Below are 21,413 nucleotides of genomic sequence, written 5' to 3' on the forward strand. Positions count from 1 at the left end.
CTACAGGCTCAATTATTGAAATTCACATCAATCTCCGTGTGAATGGCTTTAAGGGATAGACATATAATAAACAACTGATTATATTTGATATAAAACTTAGAAAACACAAAGAAAACCGCGAAACTTCAACGGCCTTTTTTGTGTTTTTTCTTATTTTTCATTCTTAATAGCCTATTCACTAAAGTTGAAGCTAACCGATCATTTTTAACAATGACGTAAGACGGTACTTTTCAAAAAGTTCCGATGCCGACTCTTGATTAACAGTCCACAAACAGTTATCTAATGAACACTCAATTGGAACATCCGTATTAATTCTGGCTAGAGTTCTCGAAAGATGTAGCATTTCAAGATCCGCTTCAATCTTCATTTTAACGCTTTTAGGCAGGTTATCCAGGTTGCCCAAAATACCATCGATTGTTTCATACTCGATTAACAGCTTTAATGCTGTTTTTTCTCCGATTCCCTTAACACCTGGATAATTATCACTTGTATCACCAGTAAGACCCTTCATATCAACTACTTGGAATGGGTGTATGCCTTTTTCGACTTTGAGGAAATCTAAATCGTAAAGAGCATAATTATTTCTGCCCTTTTTCATTATTACGACATGAATCCTCTCTGTAACCAATTGAAGCATGTCATGATCACCAGTGAGAATATAAACATGTCCAAAATCACTAATCTTATTGGCAACCGTTCCAATACAGTCGTCAGCTTCATACCCTTCAAGCCCGACATTTGGAATCCTCAGAGCTGCTACAATGTCCTTAACTAAAGAAAACTGAGGAATTAAATCTTCCGGCGCCTCTGGTCGATTAGCTTTGTAGCCCGAATAAAGGTCGCTTCTGAAAGTTTTACTTCCCATATCCCAACAACAAATAACATGAGATGGATTAAACGTATTTACCGCATCAAACAGGTACTGTAGAAAGCCGTAGATTGCGTTTGTAGGCGTTCCATCATCAATACGCCTGGAACTATACGATTGAGCAAAATATGCTCTAAATAGCAGTGCCATTCCGTCTACAATTAGAATCTTATTTTCATTCATAAATTTCCTCGGCCCCATTTGTTTGATTCATCATTTATATTTAAATCATAGAGCAATATAAACATAAGATCAATATCAAGACACTCGATGGAAAACATTAAAATGTATGAAATTGCTCCAGAGCATGACAGTGAGGGCAGCATTTCTTCTCCGTTCGATATTCAGTGACGACAAGGCGAGTCTGTGGGAGATCGAAGACTTGGTGTCTCTCGTACCCTTGGCAGGCAATATCCTTGAGCGAGAAGAGCACCGTGTGTGTTGCAATAACGGATGCGTAACGATGGTGTCAGGCAGTTCCACTATTTGCAACGTAGAGCCGATGCTCCCGTTTTCCCGCCTGCTTTCCGAAGGCTTATGGGTTTGCGGAAACCGTCACTTGATGGCCGCTTGCTGCTATTTTGGCTGTTTTGGTTCAGCTGTCGTTCGAGCTCTTTGACTCTATTTTCGAGGCTGTCGATTCTTTCGATTAGGGCCGTAATTAAGGCTGCGATGTCGCCCGGATCTCCTTTACTCATTTCCATGATTTGTTCGGGAGTCATATACAAGTGAAATCCCCTTTTCTTTTTTTGTCCTCGGTATCTACTAACCAAGTAATCAAAATTTGAAAAGGGGACCTAACTAGTAACCTGCATCTCCACTAGGGTAGATGCAGTCATATACGGTATATGTTAGCTGCCCGGTGGTCCCATCTTCCAAAGTCCAAAACAGCCCGTTGCAAAATAGGCAATCCTGGTAGTAGGATGAACACGGACAGAAGTAGCTTCACGACCACCATCCATGCCTACCCAGTAATTAGAGAAACGGTCACTCAGCGTCAATACCTCCCAGGTACTCCCGCCATCCTCAGAACGCTGTACGGATGCATCCGTCATGTACCAATCCGCAGATCCCGCTGTATAAATAATATTCGGATCAACCGGATCTACTGCGACTGACTTGACGACTCGGTTACCTTTCTGATCAACGGATAGATTGCTCGTGATATCGGTGGTTACATTGGTAGTCATATTGTACTTATACAGCTTGTTTAAGGTGGAGATATACAATATATTATTGAGGTGATCTGCTGCAACGTCCCTCACTGTATCCGACAAGGTGACCAGCGTGGACCAAGATGCTCCTTTGTCCGTTGATCGGACTACGGTATTATTATTTCCTCCATACAAATGGTTATTGGAGCGGTTATGTGTAAATACCCCTTTGGCCGTCGTCATTCGCGACCATGTCAATCCGCCATCCGTACTTCGATGATCGAATGCAAACAGGATATTGCTGTCAGTTGGATCTCCATATGACACCTCCAGACCGCCAAACTCATAATTGGTACGGGTCACATTGGAGCCACCGTCCCGGGTAATGCGTAGGTAAGTCTTGCCGTTCTCCGGCGAACCCCCGTACAATACTGAGCTCGTAGCCGCATAAGCGCCGAACACAAAGCCGCCCCAACCCTGTTGATACAGATTGACGTAGGTCCATGAAGGACCTCCGTTCGTAGTCAACGCGCTGTTGTAATCCTGGGAACCGACAAACAGCAAATTGGGATTTTGAACGTTAAAATTAAGCAGACCACGTACATATACGCCGGTATTTCCTTTGTTATTCCAAATGTAAGTCGCACCTGAATCGGTGCTCTTCGTAATCCAGTCTCCCCCAAATGAAAAAACGGTGTTTGAATTTGTCGGATGCCAGGCAAAGACACCCTGTCTGTTATTGAACGGCAGGAAGCTGCCTGTATTGTTGTAAGTACTCGCAGTCCACGATGAACCTCCATTTGTAGTGTAATATCGCACTTGATTGTAAGCTCCCTGATCAGAGACAATAACCATTTTCTGTGTATTGGCAGGACTAACCTTCAAGCTGTAAGGCTTGGCTGGAAAGTTAGACGAGGTTATCTTAGCAAAGCTGCCCCCACTGTTCGTCGACAAATAAAGTCCGTCGGCAAGGGTAATCCACACATTGTTCGGCTGCGAATCGACTACATCCATTGCAAGGACACTCCCGGGCAATACTGTACTGAAGGAAGTACCGCCATTCGTTGAACGATGGAAGCCGTTCTTGTTCCCGCTATACACCACACCTGATGTTGGATGGACCTTGATAATGCCATCAGCATAATTGTCCGTGTTTTCCAGCTCATACCAGTACCACCCGCCATTCGTCGATTTGTAAATTCTAGAATGGATGGTTGGGGTGCCCCAACCTTGTTGCTCGGTTCCAATCCTGGACCAGTAGATGGTTTTCGTAAATCCGGATGCAGGATCATAACTGGAAGTGTCGAAGGCTATTTGATCCCGGAAATCTCGGTAGCCACTAATATTCGCACTCAACACATGAGTCCAAGACTTTCCTTTGTCACCGGAGTAATACAATCCGTGATGGTCACCAGGCCCACTATTAGCCCCGACAGCTATGACGACATTAGCATTTTTTGGATCTATGGAAAGCCCGGAATTGCCGCGGGGGGTGTATCCTTTGTTCGTAGGCTCCCAGTTGTTACCTCCATCCAAGCTCCGATATAGGCCTCCAACATCCGTACCCATAATTAAGAAGTCAGGATCCGACTTGGAGATTGCAATCGCCTGCGGCCATTGTCCGCCTTCGCCTCCTGTATTCCCTCCGTTAATCTGTAGTTGTGTTACCAAAGGCATTTGAATCCATTGTTCAGCGGTTATGGAAGTTACCATCATAAAACTCAATGACAGCATGGCTATTGTAGTGCCTATTCGCCGTTTCCACATAAAAGAATCTCCTCCTTCATTATTGGATTCCTAACAGTATCTGTACCTCCCCGTTTCATATCGCTTATGGATCAAAATAAGTTCCATAAGACTCATCTTCATAATAATCGCTTCATCTCTAAATTGGAGTCGATTACATTTGTCGAGATTATACGAATTTTGTGATTAGTCGGTTGTAGTCTTATGCAAAACAACATTATTCCACCATCCCGCACACAAATCGCTTAAGCGACTTAACGAAAAAAACGCCCCACATGGATAGCTTCGAGTCGTATCTATACAATACTTATTTCCGTCAATTCATAATACCCCTCTTCATCCTTGATTCCGTCCCTCATGCCGAGCTCTACAGGACGGCTCGCTCCACAGCCTTCGTCGTGTACCAGCTTTACCCCCAACTTGTAATCACCCTGCGGTAATGATTGTGGCAAAGAAACCCGGTAAGTCTCCCCATTAATGCAACTCGGCATCCAGTCTCGATTATCCGACTCCCATAGACGCGTTTCCCACCGCTGCTCAGTTTCCCCCATCCTCAGCATGGATAGATAAAGATTGTATTGTTGATATGCCGGTGCCAGACCATGGTTTTCCCATACGATTTTCAATTCGTTCGCCTTACCATGAATCCATGTCTCTTCGACATCGATACTTTTAATAAAATACCAGTAGCCCAGCAGGTTTCCCATCTTGTTGGCCAGCTCCAGATTCTCCGTCAGCCAAGGACGCGTATAGCCGTGATGTCCGGCATAGGTGGCATGAGCTTCCTTCACGGCCTCTAGAAACGGCTCGCCTTCCAGCCATGTATTCGTATCAACAGTCGTTTGATAATGTTCCAGTTCCAGTACGATCGGTTTCTCTCGCCAGAACTTCTCGAAAAATTCCGGGTTTCGAAGCGTGCTCTTCCCGAACCTCTCAGCAAAAAATTTCACCGAAATACCGTCGTCTCGGAGCGTAATGCCACGTTCCTGGATGGCTTGCAGCAACCGTTCTCTCGATCCGTCCCCGCGACGTCGATTGCCGACAATATCGTCGCTAATCACTAACTGGGTTTGCTTGTAATGTTTGCAGTGAAGATCCAGATGGCGATATATGATCTCTTCCGGCCAATCAAGGTTGCTGCCAAATACTGTATGGCCTTCTCCCCAGTCTCCGTAGCTGCCGATGTCCACATACGCCATCCAGGTCATGGCGTCATAACGTTGCGCGAACGCGCGATGGAAAGCATCCAGCTTATCAAGAAAGACGCTGTTGCCGTAATCCGGTTCCCATACCTGCCCGCCGTCTCCCGTCGGAAAGTAGGTTCCTGCTGCTCCAGCCTCCATCACCCATTTCGGCGTCGCATAACATTGATCGGCCCCTGTTTCCTTGCATGTGATGCGAAAGGCGATGCGGCACCCTCTTGCCACCCATCGATCGATCACCTCGTCGATGATCGCCCAGTCAAATTTGCCTTCTTCCGGCTCCAAATAACTCCAGGCTAACCGTAAATAAATATGGTCGAGTCCCGGAAAATCGCGGAAATCGTCCGTATCATTAAAGCGGTCTCCATAACGCTTAAGACCATTGTCGAAATAATGAATGTACCAACCTTTATGCGGATTGTTCATCGTTTTCTCTGTATCCCAATACTGTTCCAGTATCGTGATTGCCATACTTATTCCACCTTTCTGCGAATAACAAACAGATCAACCGGTAGCAAAAAGTTACGACCGGTTGACCTGAAATGCTGCATCGTGATCGACATTTCTTTCAGTCGTTATTCCACCGGAACAGGCACATTCGTAAGCGGAGTGATAACGAGATTATCGAATTGATCGGCACTCCACTCCGTTCTGACGCCGATATAGCCGCCAGCAAGGCGTTCTCCGTCAGCCGTATCCTCCAGCCGATCAAACAACGTGGTCTCCGTTTCATTCTTCGTTGCTTTGACCGTAATAAAGCCGCCTTTCTCGTACTTGATATATACCTGTACGAAGCCGTCGCCGAATACATTCGGGCCACTATACTCTCCTAGCAGGTGAATATCGTTCCCTTCTTTGCGAAGCAGACGAGCTCCGTCTGTTCCGCCTTTACTCACATCCAGAAAATAATAATTGTCCATATCTGCGTAATTGAACAAAATTTGCGCGTGGTGAGACGAATCGTTCCCTATGGCGTATATATCGATTAGGAACTCATAATCGCCTGTATATGAATCACCTTCGTAAATCGCCGTTCCGCCCCAGGCGCCCCAGCTCGCAGCAAGTTTGCCGTCTTCCACCTTCATCTGATTAAAAATCGCCCATTTCTCAGGTACTCCGTTATCGAAGGTTTGCGTATACGGATGACCTTGCGGGAACGTTACAGGCGGTTTGGGCGGGCGCGGCGGATCCGGAATATAAGTAAGCGTCTGCTTGATCGCAGAAGGTTTGCCTTCACCACTTGCTCCCTCTGAAGTGACATAGTAATAATAGGCGGTTCCCGGCGCCATATCGCTGTCCCTGTAATACGGCTTCGTCAAACTATCGGCTATACGGACATATTCTCCGTCCGCCGCCTCGCTGCGATATATATGATAAACGCCCGATTGTTCCTGCCAATTCAGCTCGACATAACTTGCGCTCTTCGTCGCGGACATGAATGCCGGCTCCACGTCGCCCGGGAGTAACGTGATCCGCTTTGAGTCTTTGCCGGTCCGCGTATTCACAACCTTATATCTGTAGGAATGGTTATTCTCAACATCGGTATCTGTATAGGTTGTGTTCGAGGTTGAAGTCAGTAGCTTAAAGTCCGACTCGCCCTCACCTTGCCGATAAATTTCGAATACATCCGACATGTTGGCTGAATCCTTGAATACATGGTCGGTCACCAGAGATAAGTCGACACTGTTAACACTGCGGTCGCCGTCCAGATCGTAGAGATCCACGCTAGTGATCCCGGGATCGGCATATGCTTGCGCAAATTGCGCGAGCTTTAACAGATCCGTTCGGCCATTGCCGAACCAGCGCAGCGTCGTCTCGCCGTTGCCTGCGTAGCCAAGCAAGGCTGGCTTGCCATAGTCGTCTTCTGCGTGATCGGGCGGCGCAATCTTCCACATACCGAAGCATCCCGTCCCGACATAAGCGTATCGCGTCACAGGATGAACGCGCACTGCAGTGGCTTCACGCCCGCCGTCGAGACCGGACGTAATGATCGATTGCGCTTCGCCATCTTCCAGATTGCGCGTTAACACCTGCCAGCTTGCACCCGCATCTACGGAGCGTTTGACTGCCGTGGTCGAATTATACACATTTGCAGGCCCTACTGCATATACAATTTGCGGTTCCACCGGATCAACGGCTACGGAAGAGAACCTTTTATTACCGTTTTGATCTGCCGGAATAGTCTCCGAGATATTCCTCAACTCAGACTCATTTACATCATACACCCATAATTCGTCCCGAGCCGCGATATAATACAGCTTATTCTGCCAATCGTAGGCGATATCTTGAATAGACCCGGAGAAGGATGTAATCTTCTCCCACGTCTCGCCATGATCTTTCGAGATCACAATTGCGGATGTTGAAGCGCCGATCAGCTCCTGGTCCCCGTCGGGATCATAATTATGTGTGAATACGCCTTGCGCACCATCCATTTTATACCAGGTATAACCACCATCCGTGCTGAAATATTCGTAGCTGAACATGACCAGCTCATTGCGCGGATCACCGTATGAGACGGGAAATCCGTTCAGAACTACCTCAGGGAATTCGGTAAAGGTATCGCCACCGTCCCGGCTGACATGCAGCGTCTTGCCTGCTCCTTCCTTGCCACCTCCAAATAGCACTTGCGGCGATGCCGCATACGCCCCATATACCAAGCCGCCCCATTCATATCCCTGGGCATTCGCATACTTCCAGGTCACGCCGCCATTCTCCGTGAGAGCACCTGCATAATCCTGCGAACCGACATAAAGCAGATCGGGATTTGTCACATTGAAGTTGAATAGATCGCCTGTCATCACCCCATTGTTCCCGTCGTTCGCCCATCGGTATGTAGCCCCTCCGTCCGTACTGACGTTTAACCAGTCGCCGCCGGATGCCCATATGATGTTTTCATCCTTCGGATGAAAGGTGATCAGATTGTCATCGCGGCCGTTGTACGGAGCCATGCCGCCCAGTCGGTCATGAATCCCTTTATGCCAAGTGATACCGCCGTCATTCGAGTAATATTTGTCTCCCGTCCAAGGGGCGTTCGCTACCATCATAGCCATGCGATCAGGATTGACGGGGCTCACTTTGATCCCCATATGGCCTTTGAATTCCGTAATATCGCCTGTCGGTGGCAGCCCTGTGCTGGCAACCTTCTCAAAGGTCACATCTCCTTCACCCGAATTATCCGAGACGAAGATACCCCCTCCGTTTAGATTGTAGTAAAGGCGCACGACTTCGTCCTCCTTAACCAGATCGATGCCGGAGATCTCCATTCCTTCTGGCGGGGAAGCTACCTCTTCGAAAGTCATCCCCCCGTCCGAACTTTTGAACACGCCTTGACGCGCCCCGATGAAAACATCGCCGGTAACCGGATGAACCTTCAGATAAGCATTCCCATACTCATCCGTCTCCCTAACGAGCGTCCAGGTAACGCCGCCATCCGTCGTCTTGTACAACCCCGGATCAGTTGATCCCCCGCGATCGTCGCCTGCCCGGCGCAGCCAATAAGCGGTCGTTGTATACCCCAGAGACTCGCTAAAGCTGCTCTCATCATAAGCCAATTGCGATCTAACGTCACGATAACCGCTCATATTGATCGGCAATACCGATTGCCAAGTCTGGGCTTTGTCCGTCGTTAGATACAGACCGTTCTTCGGATAAAATGGATCATTCGCTCCTACGATAATAGCTCGATTGCTGTTAAACGGATCGATGGCCGCTCCGGTCACACCGCGTGATTCCAATCCCAAGCTTGCCTGTGCCCATGTCTCACCACCATCATAACTTCGCAGAATGCCGCCGACATCGGTGCCTGCCAACATGAATTGGCCGTCCTCTGAGTCCATGACGATCGTTTGAATCCATTGGCTTACCTCGCCACCGAGTTGTTCTTTATCCAAATTATCCTTGGTTGCCCATGGCAGTTGCTCCCATTCCAACGCATATGCGCTGACGGGAGAGAGCAGCAGGGCAAATGCAAGAAATAGAATGGCAATTTTATTGCGCATGCTCGTCACCTCCGGAAGACTCGTATTTCAGCCCGCGAATGGCGTACAGAAGCGCTGCTGCCTCCGCTCGCGTCGCCGGATCTTGAGGCTTTAATTGTTTCTTCTCGTCGCCTTTCATGACGCCGGTCTTTACAAGCGCGTGCATGCTCTCACGTGCGTAAGGAGAAATATGAGCTGCATCCGGCGCCGCAAATGGGTGGGATTCATGCAATCGAATATTGCCCGCCTTGGCAGCAGCGGCAATCATAACCGCCATCTGCTCCCGTGTGATTAACTTGTTCGGCTCGAATGCAGTCGGCGTTGTCCCTTTCACAATACCTGCCTCATACACAGCGGCAATGACAGGGTAGAACCAATCGCCTTCGCGCACATCGGCGAATGACACAGCCGGCTTGTCGGCTGTATCGGCGTCAAGCCCGAAGGTTCTGGCCACCAGCGCTGCGAATTCTGCGCGCGTAATCGAGGCGTCCGGATCAAAGCTTTTGATGGACTTGCCATGAATAATGCCTTTGCCCGCCAGCACTTCAATGATGTGCTGTCCCCAATGCCGCTCGATGTCTCCGAAAGTAACCGATGACGGCTTGACTGCAAAAGTACTGAAATGGGAAGTGTCAAACACGGCTTTGCCGGTCTCCACATTGTAGCGGCTGCTTGCGAGCGGCTGCTCTTCGCTACCGTTTATCCGGTATACCGTCACTTTCTCCCTGTCCGTTCCGGATTGAGGCTTGTAAGGCAATCTCACTTCAATCGGATGCTGCGGATTGAAAGCAGCGATCCGCTGATCGTCGGTCCATACTTGCAATTCGACAGCATCCTGACCATGGGCTGTCTTACGTTCCGCCGACAGCGTAATCATTTTTGCGTCCTCCAAGATCGTATCCGGATGGAGCAAAAATTCCGCTTCCGCCATCCCAATCGCCAGCGACAGTCCCTTCGCCCTTACTTTGTCCAGCAATGCGGCCGACAGCGTCACGACCGACTTTCGTGACGAATCTGCGCTCGGCAGAACAATGACCAGTTCATCGATTAATTCGCTTAGGTCAAACGTCTGTTTGTATTGTTTCTCAAGCCGCTCCAGCGTTTGCTGCAACGTCTGCATAACACTGTCTATATCTGCGAGTTGCAGCTCTGCTTCCAGCGTTGCATCCGTTACAACCGCGCGTCGCTCCGGAATGACAACACGGGCTTGCTCCCGAATGAAAACGATCAACTTATCCTCGATCATCCGCCGCTGCTCCTCCTCGGACAACGAATGATCATTCCTGATAGAATCTAATGTCCGCAAGAACGCGTCTACTTCTGTATCCACTCCAGAAACGGGGGGAACCCAGCCTGATCCCGGGGATTCATGCCATTGCGTGATATGACTGCTCGCTCCGGTTAATGGCGTCAGCACTCCATCGCGGCTAGCTATATACTGTGCATCCAGCAGCGTCAACGCTGTCTCTTCGTTCTTCAGCACGTTGAAGTTCAGCACAACGACATTCGTTATACCTGCTGTCGCAACACCCGCTCCAACTTGAGTCGCTGCATAATGCAATACTCCGTCCTTCACTTCATATTGATGAAAGCCGACAACAGTGTTGCTGGCGTTCATCCATTCCGCTCCGTTGCCCCGCACTACCCGGGACTCATCCGCCGCAAAGAACGCCGGTTCAGCCGATGCTAGCTCTAGCACTTCCTCATCGAAGCTCAAACTGATCTGTGTACTGTACAGATGCTCCACATCTTCAGCCTTCACCGCTACGGATATAACACTTTGGCTTACTGGCGGCAGTACGACAGATTCTGCCGCAGCCGCCCCCGAAGCCAATGAGCAGAGCAACGCAGCAATAACGGCGACCGTCAGAATACGTAATCTTTTGCTCATCGAATTCACACTACAACCTCCTCGTATGTTGAGATTTTTAGTAATGCGACTAATTACCGGCTCGACTCACATTTCCTACTATTCCTTCACGGAACCCAGGGTGATTCCCGTAATAAAATATTTTTGCAGGAAAGGATACAACAAGAGCACCGGAATCATGCTTACGAATATTTTGGCTGAGTTTACCGTCTTGTTCGACAACTCAAGAAGTTTCTTGATCTCTTCCTCTGTCATAATCGTCCGATCGAGATTCACTTGAACAACAATTTGACTCAAATACGTTTGAAGAGGTTGTTTGTCGGGATTATGGATGAAAATCAAGCCATCGAAAAATGCGTTCCAATGCCCGACGATCGAGAATAAGGTTACTGTCGCCAAAGCCGGGAGTGATAGTGGCAAATACATACGAAATAGTGTATACCACGGCCCCGCACCATCTATTTCCATAGCTTCATCCAATTCTTTGGGCAAGCCCCGGAAGAAGTTCATGAGCAGGATCACACTGAATACAGGAACTGCTCCGGGAAGCACCAAGGACCATATAGAATCCAAAATACCGTAGCTCTTGATCGTCATATACAACGGAATCAAGCCGCCGCTGAATAACATTGTAAAGATAGTAAACCAAACATAAACGTTTCTCGACCTGAACTGCTTCGTGCTTCGGGATAACGGGTAGGCCATAAGAACAGTAATGATAAATTGTACGATACCGCCTAACAGTACGCGCTGAACGGAAACGCCGAAGGTTGTGAAGAACAACGCGTCATCGAAAACTGCCTGATAAGCTGTCAACGTAAAGCCGATCGGGAAGATCGTCACGAAACCGCTGGTCGCCGCCGTCTTATCGCTGAAGGAAAGAGCAATAAGATGCAGGATGGGGAACAAACTGGCAGCTGTCACAAGCAGTAATATTCCGACAATCAGAATGTCTCCTGCTTTTCTCTGTATTCCACTCCCATATACCATGATGTACCTCTCTCCCTCTATGTTTAAAAAATGCGATAGTTCGCGTATCTGGAAGCCAGCACATACGAAATAATGATTAATACGATGCTGACAATCGATTTCATCAACCCTACCGCTGTAGCCAATTCATACTGTGTTTCCAGTAAACCAATGCGGTACACATAGGTGTCGATAATATCGCCAGTTCTGTAAACTAAAGGATTATACAAATTGAGAATCTGTTCAAAGCCTGCATTTAAAATATTTTGCAAAGCCAGTGTTGCAACCAATACAATCATCGTTGCGATACCTGGCAATGTAATGAATTTCAGCTTCTGCCAGCGACTTGCTCCATCAATGTCCGCCGCCTCGTACAAGGATGGATTAATATTCGTCAAAGCCGCCAAAAATATAATTGCCGAAAAACCGAATTCTTTCCACACATCGCTGCCTACAACGATCCAACGAAACCAACTATTACTCCCCAGAAACATAACCGGGTCGATGCCCAAAAATTGAAGTGTTTGATTAAAAACCCCGTCCAGTGATAACAACTGAGCCAGGATCCCGCCCAGCAGCACCCAGGAAATGAAGTGAGGCAAGTAGACAATGGTCTGAATGGCTCTTTTCAATATCCGGATGCGCAATTCGTGCAACAACAGAGCGAAACAGACGGAAACGAACAAATTCGCGATGATTTTGCTGATTGCGATCACCAACGTATTACGCAACACCTCTTTGCTGTCCGGAATCTGGAACATATATTTAAAGTTTTCCAGTCCTACAAAGCTGGATTGCCAGAACCCTTTCATCGGATTGAAGTCCTGGAAGGCCATTATAATGCCGAACATCGGATAGACGCTGAACATAAGGAGCAATACGATGCCCGGTATTAGCATAATGTGATAATGTACAGATGCTTTCATATTCATAAAGCTACGACCCCATGATTTCGTTCACTTCATCCGTAATCATCTTTCCGCCCTGATCCATCCATTTCTTGACGAATTCATCGAAATAGTCGACCGGCTGGTTGCCAATGATGATCTGCAAGAACGCATCCAGTTCCAGCTTGCGAAGATTGACCCACCGCTTCTCCATTGTCGGCGTCGAACCATAGAATTCATTATACAGACGGTTATTGTTCGGCTCGTTGGCAAGCGCGCCCATCCCGTGGATTCGGGCAATTGCTTCTCCTCTGACCTCCGGATCATTCTGATTAATTTTCTCCGCAAGTTTGAGAACATTCTGTACATCTTCTTCATCCATACCGGTCAATTCCTCCACCGGTTTTCCATCCAGCGCCTTTATCAGATTTTTATGCATGAGGACACCCAAATCGGCTTTCCACAACGGCTGATCCAGCACCCAGCCGTTCCATGTCATACCCTTCTTGCCTTCGGCTTTGATATCCGCATAAGGGTCGTCCAATTCTTTGCCGAATCCCCTCTGATAATTCCATATTTTCACCAGCAGCTCGGGATGCTCATAGCCTTTGCGCACAACTGCAATTTCACGAGCCGGCGGTTCCTGCCCACCGTAATATTGTCCTTGCTCGTCTTTAATTGCATAGGCGCGCCAATCCGCTTTCGGATCCGCATTCAAGTTATCAGTAATTGGGAACCAGCCCGCCCACCACGCGGAGAAGAACGCTCCCGTCTTGCCGCTTGCTACCTTCTGACCGAATTGATCGTTTTTTGTTGTTGCAAATTCTTTGTCCAGCAAACCTTGAGCGTACATATGCCGCAAGCCTGCAAGCGCATCCTTCATGCTCGGCTGTACGGAACCATACGCGAGTTTGCCCGCATCGTCCTTGACCCACAGGAACGGTCTGCCGCCCAGTGCATAGGTAAGGTTCGCAAAGCCGAACATATTTTCCGCCATACCGGAATCCTCTTGGCCAACAATTCCCGTTGTGCCTTTATGCTTGTTAAACGCTTCCACAACCGTCTTCAATTCCGCTACATTCGACGGTTCCTTAAGTCCCAACTCATCGATCCAATCCTTGCGAAGCCAAGCAACCGAAGCTGCATTGTCCACATTGCCCATCGTACCAATCCCATAAAGTTTCCCATCGATGGTCAGCTGCTCCAGCATTTTCCCGCCATCTGTACCCAGAGTTTCTCGCAGTTCTGGACTGGCTAAGTTATTGTACTCCTCGGTTATCTCCTCGATCATTCCATCCTTCACAAGCTTCAGATAAGTGGCATAATCGACGTAGAATATATCAGGCAGGTCGTTGCTGGCAATCATCAGCTTGATCTTGTCGATATAAGCCTGATCCTTCTGACTCCATAGCCAGTTCAATTTCACATTCAACTCATCCTCGATTTGTTTGGTAAACCGGTTTTGCGTCAGCGTCTCGCCTGCAACATCGCCAAGCTCGGTATCGCCGACGCGAATTTTCTTCACCAGGTTCAACGTTGCGGTTTCGGCGAGCGGCTCGAAGGGATCTGCCTGCTGCTCCGAAGCAGACGTCTCAGGCTTGGATGTGGCCTCACCGGTATTCTGTGGTTTGTTACCTTGTCCATTACCGGAGCATGCCGTAATAAACAATAGAATAAGTGCCAGAGTCAAACTGAGAATCGTCCATCGTTTTGTGTTTAACATTCTTTCATCCCCTTATCATGTGGTCGTCTTAATAGGCCCTTCAACGAGCCTGATACAATCTTAGCATGGCCAACATCAGGGACAGGAGAGATTGATGTGTCCGGATTATACGATATTTTTTCCGATCACGCCGCCCCGGAACATTTAGCGACGTTTTTGCGCACAAAAAAACACCTCGAAGCAGCCAAGGTGCATTAAGGGTCTGGTCTGAGAAGAATTCTGTATTCCGTGGGGAGCATTCCCCTTTTCTCCCGAAACATTCTGCTAAAATACTTTTCGTCCGAAAATCCGCACTTCTCCGCAATCCAGTAAATGGGGTGGTTCGTCGTCGTTAACAAGTGTTCCGCTTGGCGAATACTCAACTCCTGCACGTAATTGACGAAGGGAATTCCGACAATCTCCTTAAAGCATCGGCTGAAATAGCTCCGGCTCATATTAAAAGTGCGACTCAAATCCGCTTGTTGAAGCTTGTCGCCGATATGATCGTGGATATAATCGATCGCCTTTATGATGGACTGCAGCACTTCTTCCGAATAAAGTGAGCTTCGCAGTCTAACAATAACCGATTGCTGAAGCTGAGTCATCCGCATTAGCAACGAGTTTGTATGCTCCGCTTGTGCGATTAATGATACCTCCTCCATCCCTTCCAGCCAAGGGAGACGCGCCTGCCATTGGGCGCATAATCCCTTGACTAACTCTCTTTGTTTGTGGAATGAGTCGTTGACCTCTTGAATTTGCTTGCAGAGCTGCTTGGCGGGCTCCGGTTGTAACATCCAGATCAGGCTGGACCAGCTTTGCTCAATCTCCTCCATCCGTCTCTCGACAGAAGGAGCACCTGATGCTTCCACCTTGCCTTGCCCCGTAGTTACGGAATTCTCGCTTCGAATCCTTGTTGCGATACGTGCCAGCAGCTCATTGACATCGTGGCTTTCCAATTGTGTCTTCACGATGTAATCGATCGCGCCAAGTCGCAGCGCTTCCTGAATATAGTCGAAATCCTGGTGACATGTGAGCACCACCACGCTCAGATGCGGGTATGCTTCTCGGACTTCTTGCATAAGTTCAAGCCCCGACTTACCCGGCATAGTAATGTCGGTGAACAAGATATCCACGGCATTCTCGCTTAGAAATTGAAGGGCCTTTTCCGCATTTTGCGCCTCGCCCACAATATCGAAGCCGAAGGCGGTCCAAGGCAACGCCACAAGCAGTCCCTTCCTCACCAAGCTCTCGTCATCCACGATTAGTGTCTTGATCATCCAGCTTACTCCCTTCTATTATTTCTGTCAGATGCAAGGTGATGACTGTCCCGACTCCAAGTCGACTTTGGATATCGATCCTCCCTTTATCCCCGTAATAAAGCTCCACCATCTTCTTCACATAACGAAGGCCGATGCCAAGACCCGCTTTTCTTGAAGCTTGTTCATCATCCATCAACCGTTCCAACTGCTCCTCCGTCATCCCCTCTCCATCGTCCTGCACGCGAAGCAGGATGCCTTGATTGGAGGAAGTTTCCACCGTCACCATGATTCGTCCTTCATCATGACTCAACCCGTGGTACAAAGCATTCTCAACGAGAGGCTGGAGGACGAACCTTGGCAGAGGGACTTCTAATGTATCCTCGTCAGCATGAATCTCCACTATAAATTCATGGTCGTATCGAATCTTCTGCAGATTCACATAGTCCTGCAAGGCATTCAGTTCATCCTTTACCTTCACAATAATGCTGGTTTTACCAAGATTATAATGAAGCACACGGGTGAAGATAGCGACCAACCGGGCAATGTCCGCTTGTCCGTGTATCCTTGCGAGCGACTGGATCGTATTTAAAGTATTATGCAAAAAATGAGGATTGATCTGCACCAGCAACTTCTCGACTTCAAGCTGCCCCCTTCGCTTCTCCTTCATCTCGACCTCTCGGATGAGTTCCCATATCCTGGCACGCATTTCGTGAAAATTCCGAATCAGTACATCAAACTCTTGCAAATTGGTACGAAAAGCGCTTCCGCCAAATTGATGATGTCCCATCGACGTAATCTCCTTATTAATCTGCTTCAAAGGACGACTCACCATTTTCCAGATCAACCATGCCAACGTAACCGTTACCACAATGGACAATGAGGACACCAGAATGAACTGTATCAGCCATTTATTGATTTCCCGTTGGTATTCCGGCAACGGCACCAGCGCATGAATACTCCATCCTCGACGATTTTCCGAAGAAAACACTCGATAACCTGGGGGGCTTGAAATCTTTCCTTTATCCGTAACTTCTGCACGATATTGTGCTGGCAATGTATTATATATGATACGACCGTCCGGTGTGGTGATCAAATGGGATATATTCATCCCAAAACGCTGCTGGGAAAGGACGGAATGAAAACTGTCCAGCTTGGATTCCAAATAAATATAAACAACGACATCTTTTTGTACATCCTCCAAACGTCGAGCGAGCGACACAACCAACTCCCCTTCCGAGTCCGCCGAAATGGATGGATGCGGCCCATAATACATAAGACGGTTAGCCGGGAATAATACAGGGAGGTTATTCAGTAATAGCTGGTCATCTACCACGGTGTTCGAAAACCAAATCTTCTGCTCACGATCAGGCAAATAAAATAACATGACGCCTAACGAGGGGTTCGAGTAACTGATATTATTCATCCACCTGTTGATGTCCATCGTCATCTTCGTTTTTTCATATTCATTCGTAAGTCCCATAAAATCAACGACATTCTGCCCGATTCCCCCGTTATTGGAAAGAAGTTGCGAAGTATTCTCAAGATTCGCCAAAATTTTCTCAAGCGCTGCCCGCTCGCCGGCCACGACTTGTTGGATATCCTTTTCCACCTTATCAACCTGAACTTTGTACATCCAATAGTAAGAGATATATCCGGTAAGTACAATCGGAAGGAAGGCGGCAATGAATAACAGGATGGCTAACCTGCCCTTTAAAGTATTTGGCCAAATCAGGCTTATCCATTTCCTCCTCATATGATCGTCCATTGCTTGCCTCCACAATCAGAATACAATTCTCAAAGGTCGCACTCATCTCAAGATTTTGTTTGATTTAATGCCATATTTCGTCGATAGGATGTCGGGGGAATTCCGAAATGCCTGGTAAAAGACTTGCCGAAATGAGAGACGTCTTCGAAGCCGATACTGTTGGCAATGGTTTGCACGGGCAGAAGAGTACCGTTTAGCAGTAACGCCGCTTTCTCCAATCGAAAACGCTGCAAAAACTCATACGGCGATATCCCCACATGGCTGCTAAAAAGCTTCGTAAAGTACGATCTTTCCAAACCGACATAACGGGCGATTAACGAAACGGTAAGCGGTCTGTGGTAATTTTCTTTGATAAAGGCGACTGCAGCCTTAACATATGCTGCTTTGCTATGCCCTGATGGTTCCTTGCTCGAAGACAAGCGGTATGATTCGCTATTGTGGCTATACATGGACAGCAGTTGCCATAATAAACCGTAAATATGGGCTTCGGAAGCAGCATCGTCGACTTCCGAAACTTTCAACATCAACGATTCGAATTTTCCATTCAGTTGTTCCGATTCTTCTGGGGCATGTACAGAGGATTGCACGACAAAAGATGTATCGGGCAGCAAATCGGCAACCGGCTTGCCGCTAAAGCCAATCCAGTAATAAACCCACGGATCTTGCTCGTCCGCACGGTATGACGCTGGCCTGTTCGGCGCAATGCAAAAGCTGTCTCCCTTATTCAAGCTGAATTGATGATCATCTGTACGAAATATCCCGGAGCCGCCGACGATATAATGCAGCAAGTAATGATCCCGCATCGCCGGACCGTAAGAATGGGATGGTTGGCAATTTTCCCTGCCGCAATAGTACAGTCTTAAATCCGTATTCAGATGGTTACTCATAAAATATTCTGCAAACCCCAATGCCATACCCCCTAACTTCACACAAATATACCTTCTTCAAAACGAAATGTCCACACAAATATCCATAACGATAACACAAATACACCTATTATCAAACCACTTTGCAGGCGTATACTAAGTTTGAATTCAACAATGATAGAAGGAGATCAGGCCATGACACTTATAAAAAATGGAATACATTCTTATCGCTTGAACTTGAGTTCAACTCATTCACCTTTTCATTCATCCATGCGAATCGAGCGGGAATCCGAGCACGTCGAAATTATTCATCTCATCCTGGAATCGGACAAGCCTGCCGTTCCGCCCGTATGTAAGATCGAGTGGACATTGCCCATTGTCGATATTCAAGGTTTGTGGCATCCGACCGCCTCTAAGAACAAAGGGTTGCCACCCGTTTGGGGTTCGACGTTCGAATCTAAGTCGACTTCCTCCGCACCGATTGTCAGTTTGTTTAACGCCAAGGGAACGAATCGATTGACGATGGCATGCTCGGACGTGCTCAACGTGATTCGTTATCACGCAGGCATACATGAGGAAGACTCTACTTTTCGCTGCTACTTTTCCTTCTTTGACACGCCAACAACCCCGATCTCACGTTATGAAGCTCAACTGCGGATCGACAAAAGGGAAATTCCATATTATGATTCCATACAAGACGCTAGCCAATGGTATGAAACGTATGAGATCAATACGCCAATTCAAGTGCCTTCAGAAGCTCTGGAACCTATGTACTCGTCCTGGTACAGCTTTCATCAACAATTTACTCCTGCAGCTATCGAAGAACAATGCCTTCTGGCTCGAGAGCTGGGCTGCAAAGCCGTCATCGTAGATGATGGATGGCAAACGTCCGACAATGCAAGAGGTTATGCCTATTGCGGCGATTGGGAAGTCGCCGTCGACAAAATACAGGACATGGCCGAACACGTTAAGCGGGTACACGCGCTTGGCCTTAAATACATCCTGTGGTATTCCGTTCCGTTCGTCGGTCGTAACAGCAACGCTTGGAGCAGATATGAGAACAAGCTATTGTCCCACAATGATGGCTTAAGAACAGGCATACTCGATCCGCGATACCCGGAAGTTCGCAATTACATCATTAACACTTATGAACAAGCCATGAGAGAGTGGGATTTGGATGGGTTTAAGCTGGATTTCGTCGATAGTTTCTACCAGCCTACGGAGGAGAATCCCAATAATGATCCCGGACGTGACGATGTATCGGTTCCGCAAGCGGTGGACTTATTACTCAGTGAAGTTATCAACCGTCTTCAAGCTATCAAGCCTGAAGTCATGATAGAGTTCCGTCAAAGTTATATCAGTCCGATTATGCGCAAATACGGCAATATGTTTCGTGCGGCGGATTGTCCGAATGACGTTGTCCAAAATCGTATTTCGACGGTCGACATTCGTCTGTTGTGCGGTAACACCGCCGTCCATTCCGATATGGTCATGTGGAACGCGCAAGAGCCTGTCGAAAGCGCTGCCCTGCAATTAATCAATATCTTGTTCAGCGTACCGCAAATTTCTGTCCGTCTGGATAAATTGCCGCCTGACCACCTTGCCATGCTTAAATCCTGGTTGGCCTTCTGGCGCGAACACCGCGATGTCCTGATGCATGGCCGATTTATGCCTCATAATCCAGAGCTTATGTATCCGCTTATTGAGGCAAGCAATGAGAGCAAATATATTGCTGCGGTGTATATGGATACGGTTGTCACGCTTGTTAGCAGGCTGCAATCCCAACAAATCATCATAGTAAATGGAACACATACTGACCGATTAATCATTGATATCGTAGAAGACATCGGTAAACGATCCGTGGCCGTGTATAATTGTCAAGGACAGCAGGTCAATTCACAAACCATTGACGGTACATGCGAACTGTTAGCGTTGGAGGTCCCTCCTTCCGGATACATTTACTTTTCATCATAAAGTGACTCTTTTGTAATCTCTAAGCGCGTCACCACGAAGAAGCGGGAAGCTGTTGATGACAGTTCCCGCTTCGATTAATTACACCTTCTATTTGATTTGCTCATTGCTCTCCCGTATTCGTCCCGACTACCGATGTCGATGGTATTGGCAGCTTGCAGCCGCGGCAACAATTCGAACAACAATACCAGTTCGAATCCTCCGTCAAGCGCGAGTAACCCGGGAAATTCAGGAAATACGGGCGAGGCGGATTCGTCTTCCGGGAAATTAACGGATAAAGACGTCACCTACACAATTGCATTGACGGAAGCCGCGCTTCAGCCCATGAGGCTCGATTCTCCATCCCTTCAAGTGATTTATGAGAAGACGGGAATTAAATTGAAACTGATGCCGATTCCAGAGAAAGATTATGCAACCAAGATGAACACGCTGATGGCGAGTGGACAGCTGCCTGATTTCTTCGATGTATGGGGAGCATCCTGTCTGTGTGTGGGACGGTACTGGAGAGCCGGATCAATACGATTCCTCCATTGCTTGGGAAAGCGACTCTTGGAGAACTGCGCCTCTGGTGCAATGAGACAATTCGAAGCCGTAACCGTCTTGTTCAATACAAGTTTGTTCTCTGTCCATTCGTTCCATGCTGCAATGGCGTCTCCCAAACTCTTAAGCATATGTTCCGCAACTTCCAGCACTTCACTTTCCGACAGCGATGTCAAATTGACGACGAATATATATTCAAGTAATCCTTGTTCAGCGGATCAACTGCTGGAAGCATGACCTTTCCACGGCAACCGTCAGAGCTTCCTCATAAAACGAAGACCGAACATATGCTGCCGGTCGTTATGAGGTGAGAGGTTTTCTATGAGGGCAGCGGAGTTCTGGAGATTAACAGTCAGATTCCCTAGTTACAAGCACAACTTTCCCAGCATGCCGATCCTCATACACCGGAGAGTTCTTCCGTGTTGCTCTTCCAAGGGTTTCAAACGTTTCATAGCCTTCGCCAAAACCACCGAGGCTCGGCTCTCTCTTGTCCGTTTCGGGTCTTGTTGACGATGCAGCAGGGTTCACTTCATGTTACGGTATGCTGGTTGATCGCACTCCTAGCGGAGTTACTTTGTCACAGGGCTTCAATCTTAGAATCTCCATCAGTTGCCTGTCAGCTACGAGGCGACTTGGC

At 47.8% G+C, this 21,413-nt stretch carries 14 protein-coding genes; 1 reads left to right on the forward strand and 13 read right to left on the reverse strand.

Annotation, left to right across the window (positions count from 1 at the left end):
- Positions 1-190 precede the first annotated feature (190 nt).
- From B1748_RS04820 to B1748_RS04875, 12 genes are all read right to left on the reverse strand, one after another.
- Positions 191-1,051 (reverse strand): 5'-3' exonuclease, encoded by an 861-nt coding sequence (locus B1748_RS04820; RefSeq protein ID WP_087566925.1) that lies wholly within the window; start codon positions 1,049-1,051, stop codon positions 191-193.
- A gap of 299 nt (positions 1,052-1,350) precedes the next feature.
- The gene (locus tag B1748_RS37905) at positions 1,351-1,590 is read right to left on the reverse strand and encodes a DUF6444 domain-containing protein (RefSeq protein WP_087566713.1); all 240 of its coding nucleotides are present in this window, start codon (positions 1,588-1,590) and stop codon (positions 1,351-1,353) included.
- A gap of 129 nt (positions 1,591-1,719) precedes the next feature.
- Entirely contained in the window at positions 1,720-3,789 is a 2,070-nt protein-coding gene (locus tag B1748_RS04830) for a WD40/YVTN/BNR-like repeat-containing protein (RefSeq protein ID WP_087566714.1), read from the reverse strand.
- A 275-nt stretch (positions 3,790-4,064) separates the two neighbouring features.
- On the reverse strand, positions 4,065-5,441 hold the full coding sequence (locus B1748_RS04835; RefSeq protein ID WP_087566715.1) for a DUF4832 domain-containing protein: 1,377 nt from the start codon (positions 5,439-5,441) through the stop codon (positions 4,065-4,067).
- 104 nt (positions 5,442-5,545) lie between these two features.
- A complete protein-coding gene (locus tag B1748_RS04840) occupies positions 5,546-8,968 on the reverse strand; it encodes a VPS10 domain-containing protein (RefSeq protein ID WP_087566716.1) in 3,423 nt (1,140 codons plus the stop codon).
- Positions 8,958-10,838, reverse strand: coding sequence for an S-layer homology domain-containing protein (locus B1748_RS04845; protein ID WP_256975542.1), 1,881 nt, complete (start codon positions 10,836-10,838; stop codon positions 8,958-8,960). Before B1748_RS04845 ends, B1748_RS04840 begins: the two co-directional genes overlap by 11 nt.
- A gap of 78 nt (positions 10,839-10,916) precedes the next feature.
- Positions 10,917-11,807 (reverse strand): carbohydrate ABC transporter permease, encoded by an 891-nt coding sequence (locus tag B1748_RS04850; RefSeq protein WP_087566718.1) that lies wholly within the window; start codon positions 11,805-11,807, stop codon positions 10,917-10,919.
- Positions 11,808-11,830: 23 nt separating this feature from the next.
- Positions 11,831-12,718: an ABC transporter permease gene (locus tag B1748_RS04855; RefSeq protein ID WP_087566719.1), complete on the reverse strand. Its 888-nt coding sequence runs from the start codon at positions 12,716-12,718 to the stop codon at positions 11,831-11,833.
- Between the two features lie 4 nt (positions 12,719-12,722).
- Positions 12,723-14,396, reverse strand: coding sequence for a type 2 periplasmic-binding domain-containing protein (locus B1748_RS04860; protein WP_087566720.1), 1,674 nt, complete (start codon positions 14,394-14,396; stop codon positions 12,723-12,725).
- Between the two features lie 194 nt (positions 14,397-14,590).
- On the reverse strand, positions 14,591-15,652 hold the full coding sequence (locus B1748_RS04865; RefSeq protein WP_087566721.1) for a response regulator: 1,062 nt from the start codon (positions 15,650-15,652) through the stop codon (positions 14,591-14,593).
- Complete coding sequence (locus B1748_RS04870) at positions 15,627-17,399, reverse strand: cache domain-containing sensor histidine kinase (protein WP_087566722.1); 1,773 nt, start codon at positions 17,397-17,399, stop codon at positions 15,627-15,629. The genes B1748_RS04865 and B1748_RS04870 overlap by 26 nt, the downstream gene beginning before the upstream one ends.
- 47 nt (positions 17,400-17,446) lie before the next feature.
- Complete coding sequence (locus tag B1748_RS04875) at positions 17,447-18,307, reverse strand: AraC family transcriptional regulator (protein ID WP_179215390.1); 861 nt, start codon at positions 18,305-18,307, stop codon at positions 17,447-17,449.
- Positions 18,308-18,460: 153 nt separating this feature from the next.
- Here B1748_RS04875 and B1748_RS04880 point away from each other — a divergent pair, with 153 nt between their 5' ends.
- Positions 18,461-20,239 carry a glycoside hydrolase family 36 protein gene (locus B1748_RS04880; RefSeq protein ID WP_179215391.1) on the forward strand — a complete coding sequence of 593 codons (1,779 nt, stop codon included), beginning with the start codon at positions 18,461-18,463 and terminating at the stop codon, positions 20,237-20,239.
- A gap of 404 nt (positions 20,240-20,643) precedes the next feature.
- On the opposite strand, the gene B1748_RS36305 is transcribed toward B1748_RS04880, so the two are convergent.
- Positions 20,644-20,907: a hypothetical protein gene (locus tag B1748_RS36305; protein WP_143810242.1), complete on the reverse strand. Its 264-nt coding sequence runs from the start codon at positions 20,905-20,907 to the stop codon at positions 20,644-20,646.
- Positions 20,908-21,413 lie beyond the last annotated feature (506 nt).

This window comes from Paenibacillus sp. MY03 (assembly GCF_002165585.1).
GTDB lineage: Bacteria > Bacillota > Bacilli > Paenibacillales > Paenibacillaceae > Pristimantibacillus > Pristimantibacillus agaridevorans.

What these genes read in the sequence shown, in the direction of transcription:
- B1748_RS37905 (WP_087566713.1), bottom strand. Translation starts at nt 1,590, where the DNA reads ATGACTCCCGAACAAATCATGGAAATGAGTAAAGGAGATCCGGGCGAC.
- B1748_RS04820 (WP_087566925.1), bottom strand. Translation starts at nt 1,051, where the DNA reads ATGAATGAAAATAAGATTCTAATTGTAGACGGAATGGCACTGCTATTT.
- B1748_RS04865 (WP_087566721.1), bottom strand. Translation starts at nt 15,652, where the DNA reads ATGATCAAGACACTAATCGTGGATGACGAGAGCTTGGTGAGGAAGGGA.
- B1748_RS04880 (WP_179215391.1), top strand. Translation starts at nt 18,461, where the DNA reads ATGACACTTATAAAAAATGGAATACATTCTTATCGCTTGAACTTGAGT.
- B1748_RS36305 (WP_143810242.1), bottom strand. Translation starts at nt 20,907, where the DNA reads ATGCTTAAGAGTTTGGGAGACGCCATTGCAGCATGGAACGAATGGACA.
- B1748_RS04840 (WP_087566716.1), bottom strand. Translation starts at nt 8,968, where the DNA reads ATGCGCAATAAAATTGCCATTCTATTTCTTGCATTTGCCCTGCTGCTC.
- B1748_RS04845 (WP_256975542.1), bottom strand. Translation starts at nt 10,838, where the DNA reads ATGAGCAAAAGATTACGTATTCTGACGGTCGCCGTTATTGCTGCGTTG.
- B1748_RS04870 (WP_087566722.1), bottom strand. Translation starts at nt 17,399, where the DNA reads ATGGACGATCATATGAGGAGGAAATGGATAAGCCTGATTTGGCCAAAT.
- B1748_RS04850 (WP_087566718.1), bottom strand. Translation starts at nt 11,807, where the DNA reads ATGGTATATGGGAGTGGAATACAGAGAAAAGCAGGAGACATTCTGATT.
- B1748_RS04835 (WP_087566715.1), bottom strand. Translation starts at nt 5,441, where the DNA reads ATGGCAATCACGATACTGGAACAGTATTGGGATACAGAGAAAACGATG.
- B1748_RS04830 (WP_087566714.1), bottom strand. Translation starts at nt 3,789, where the DNA reads ATGTGGAAACGGCGAATAGGCACTACAATAGCCATGCTGTCATTGAGT.
- B1748_RS04860 (WP_087566720.1), bottom strand. Translation starts at nt 14,396, where the DNA reads ATGTTAAACACAAAACGATGGACGATTCTCAGTTTGACTCTGGCACTT.
- B1748_RS04855 (WP_087566719.1), bottom strand. Translation starts at nt 12,718, where the DNA reads ATGAATATGAAAGCATCTGTACATTATCACATTATGCTAATACCGGGC.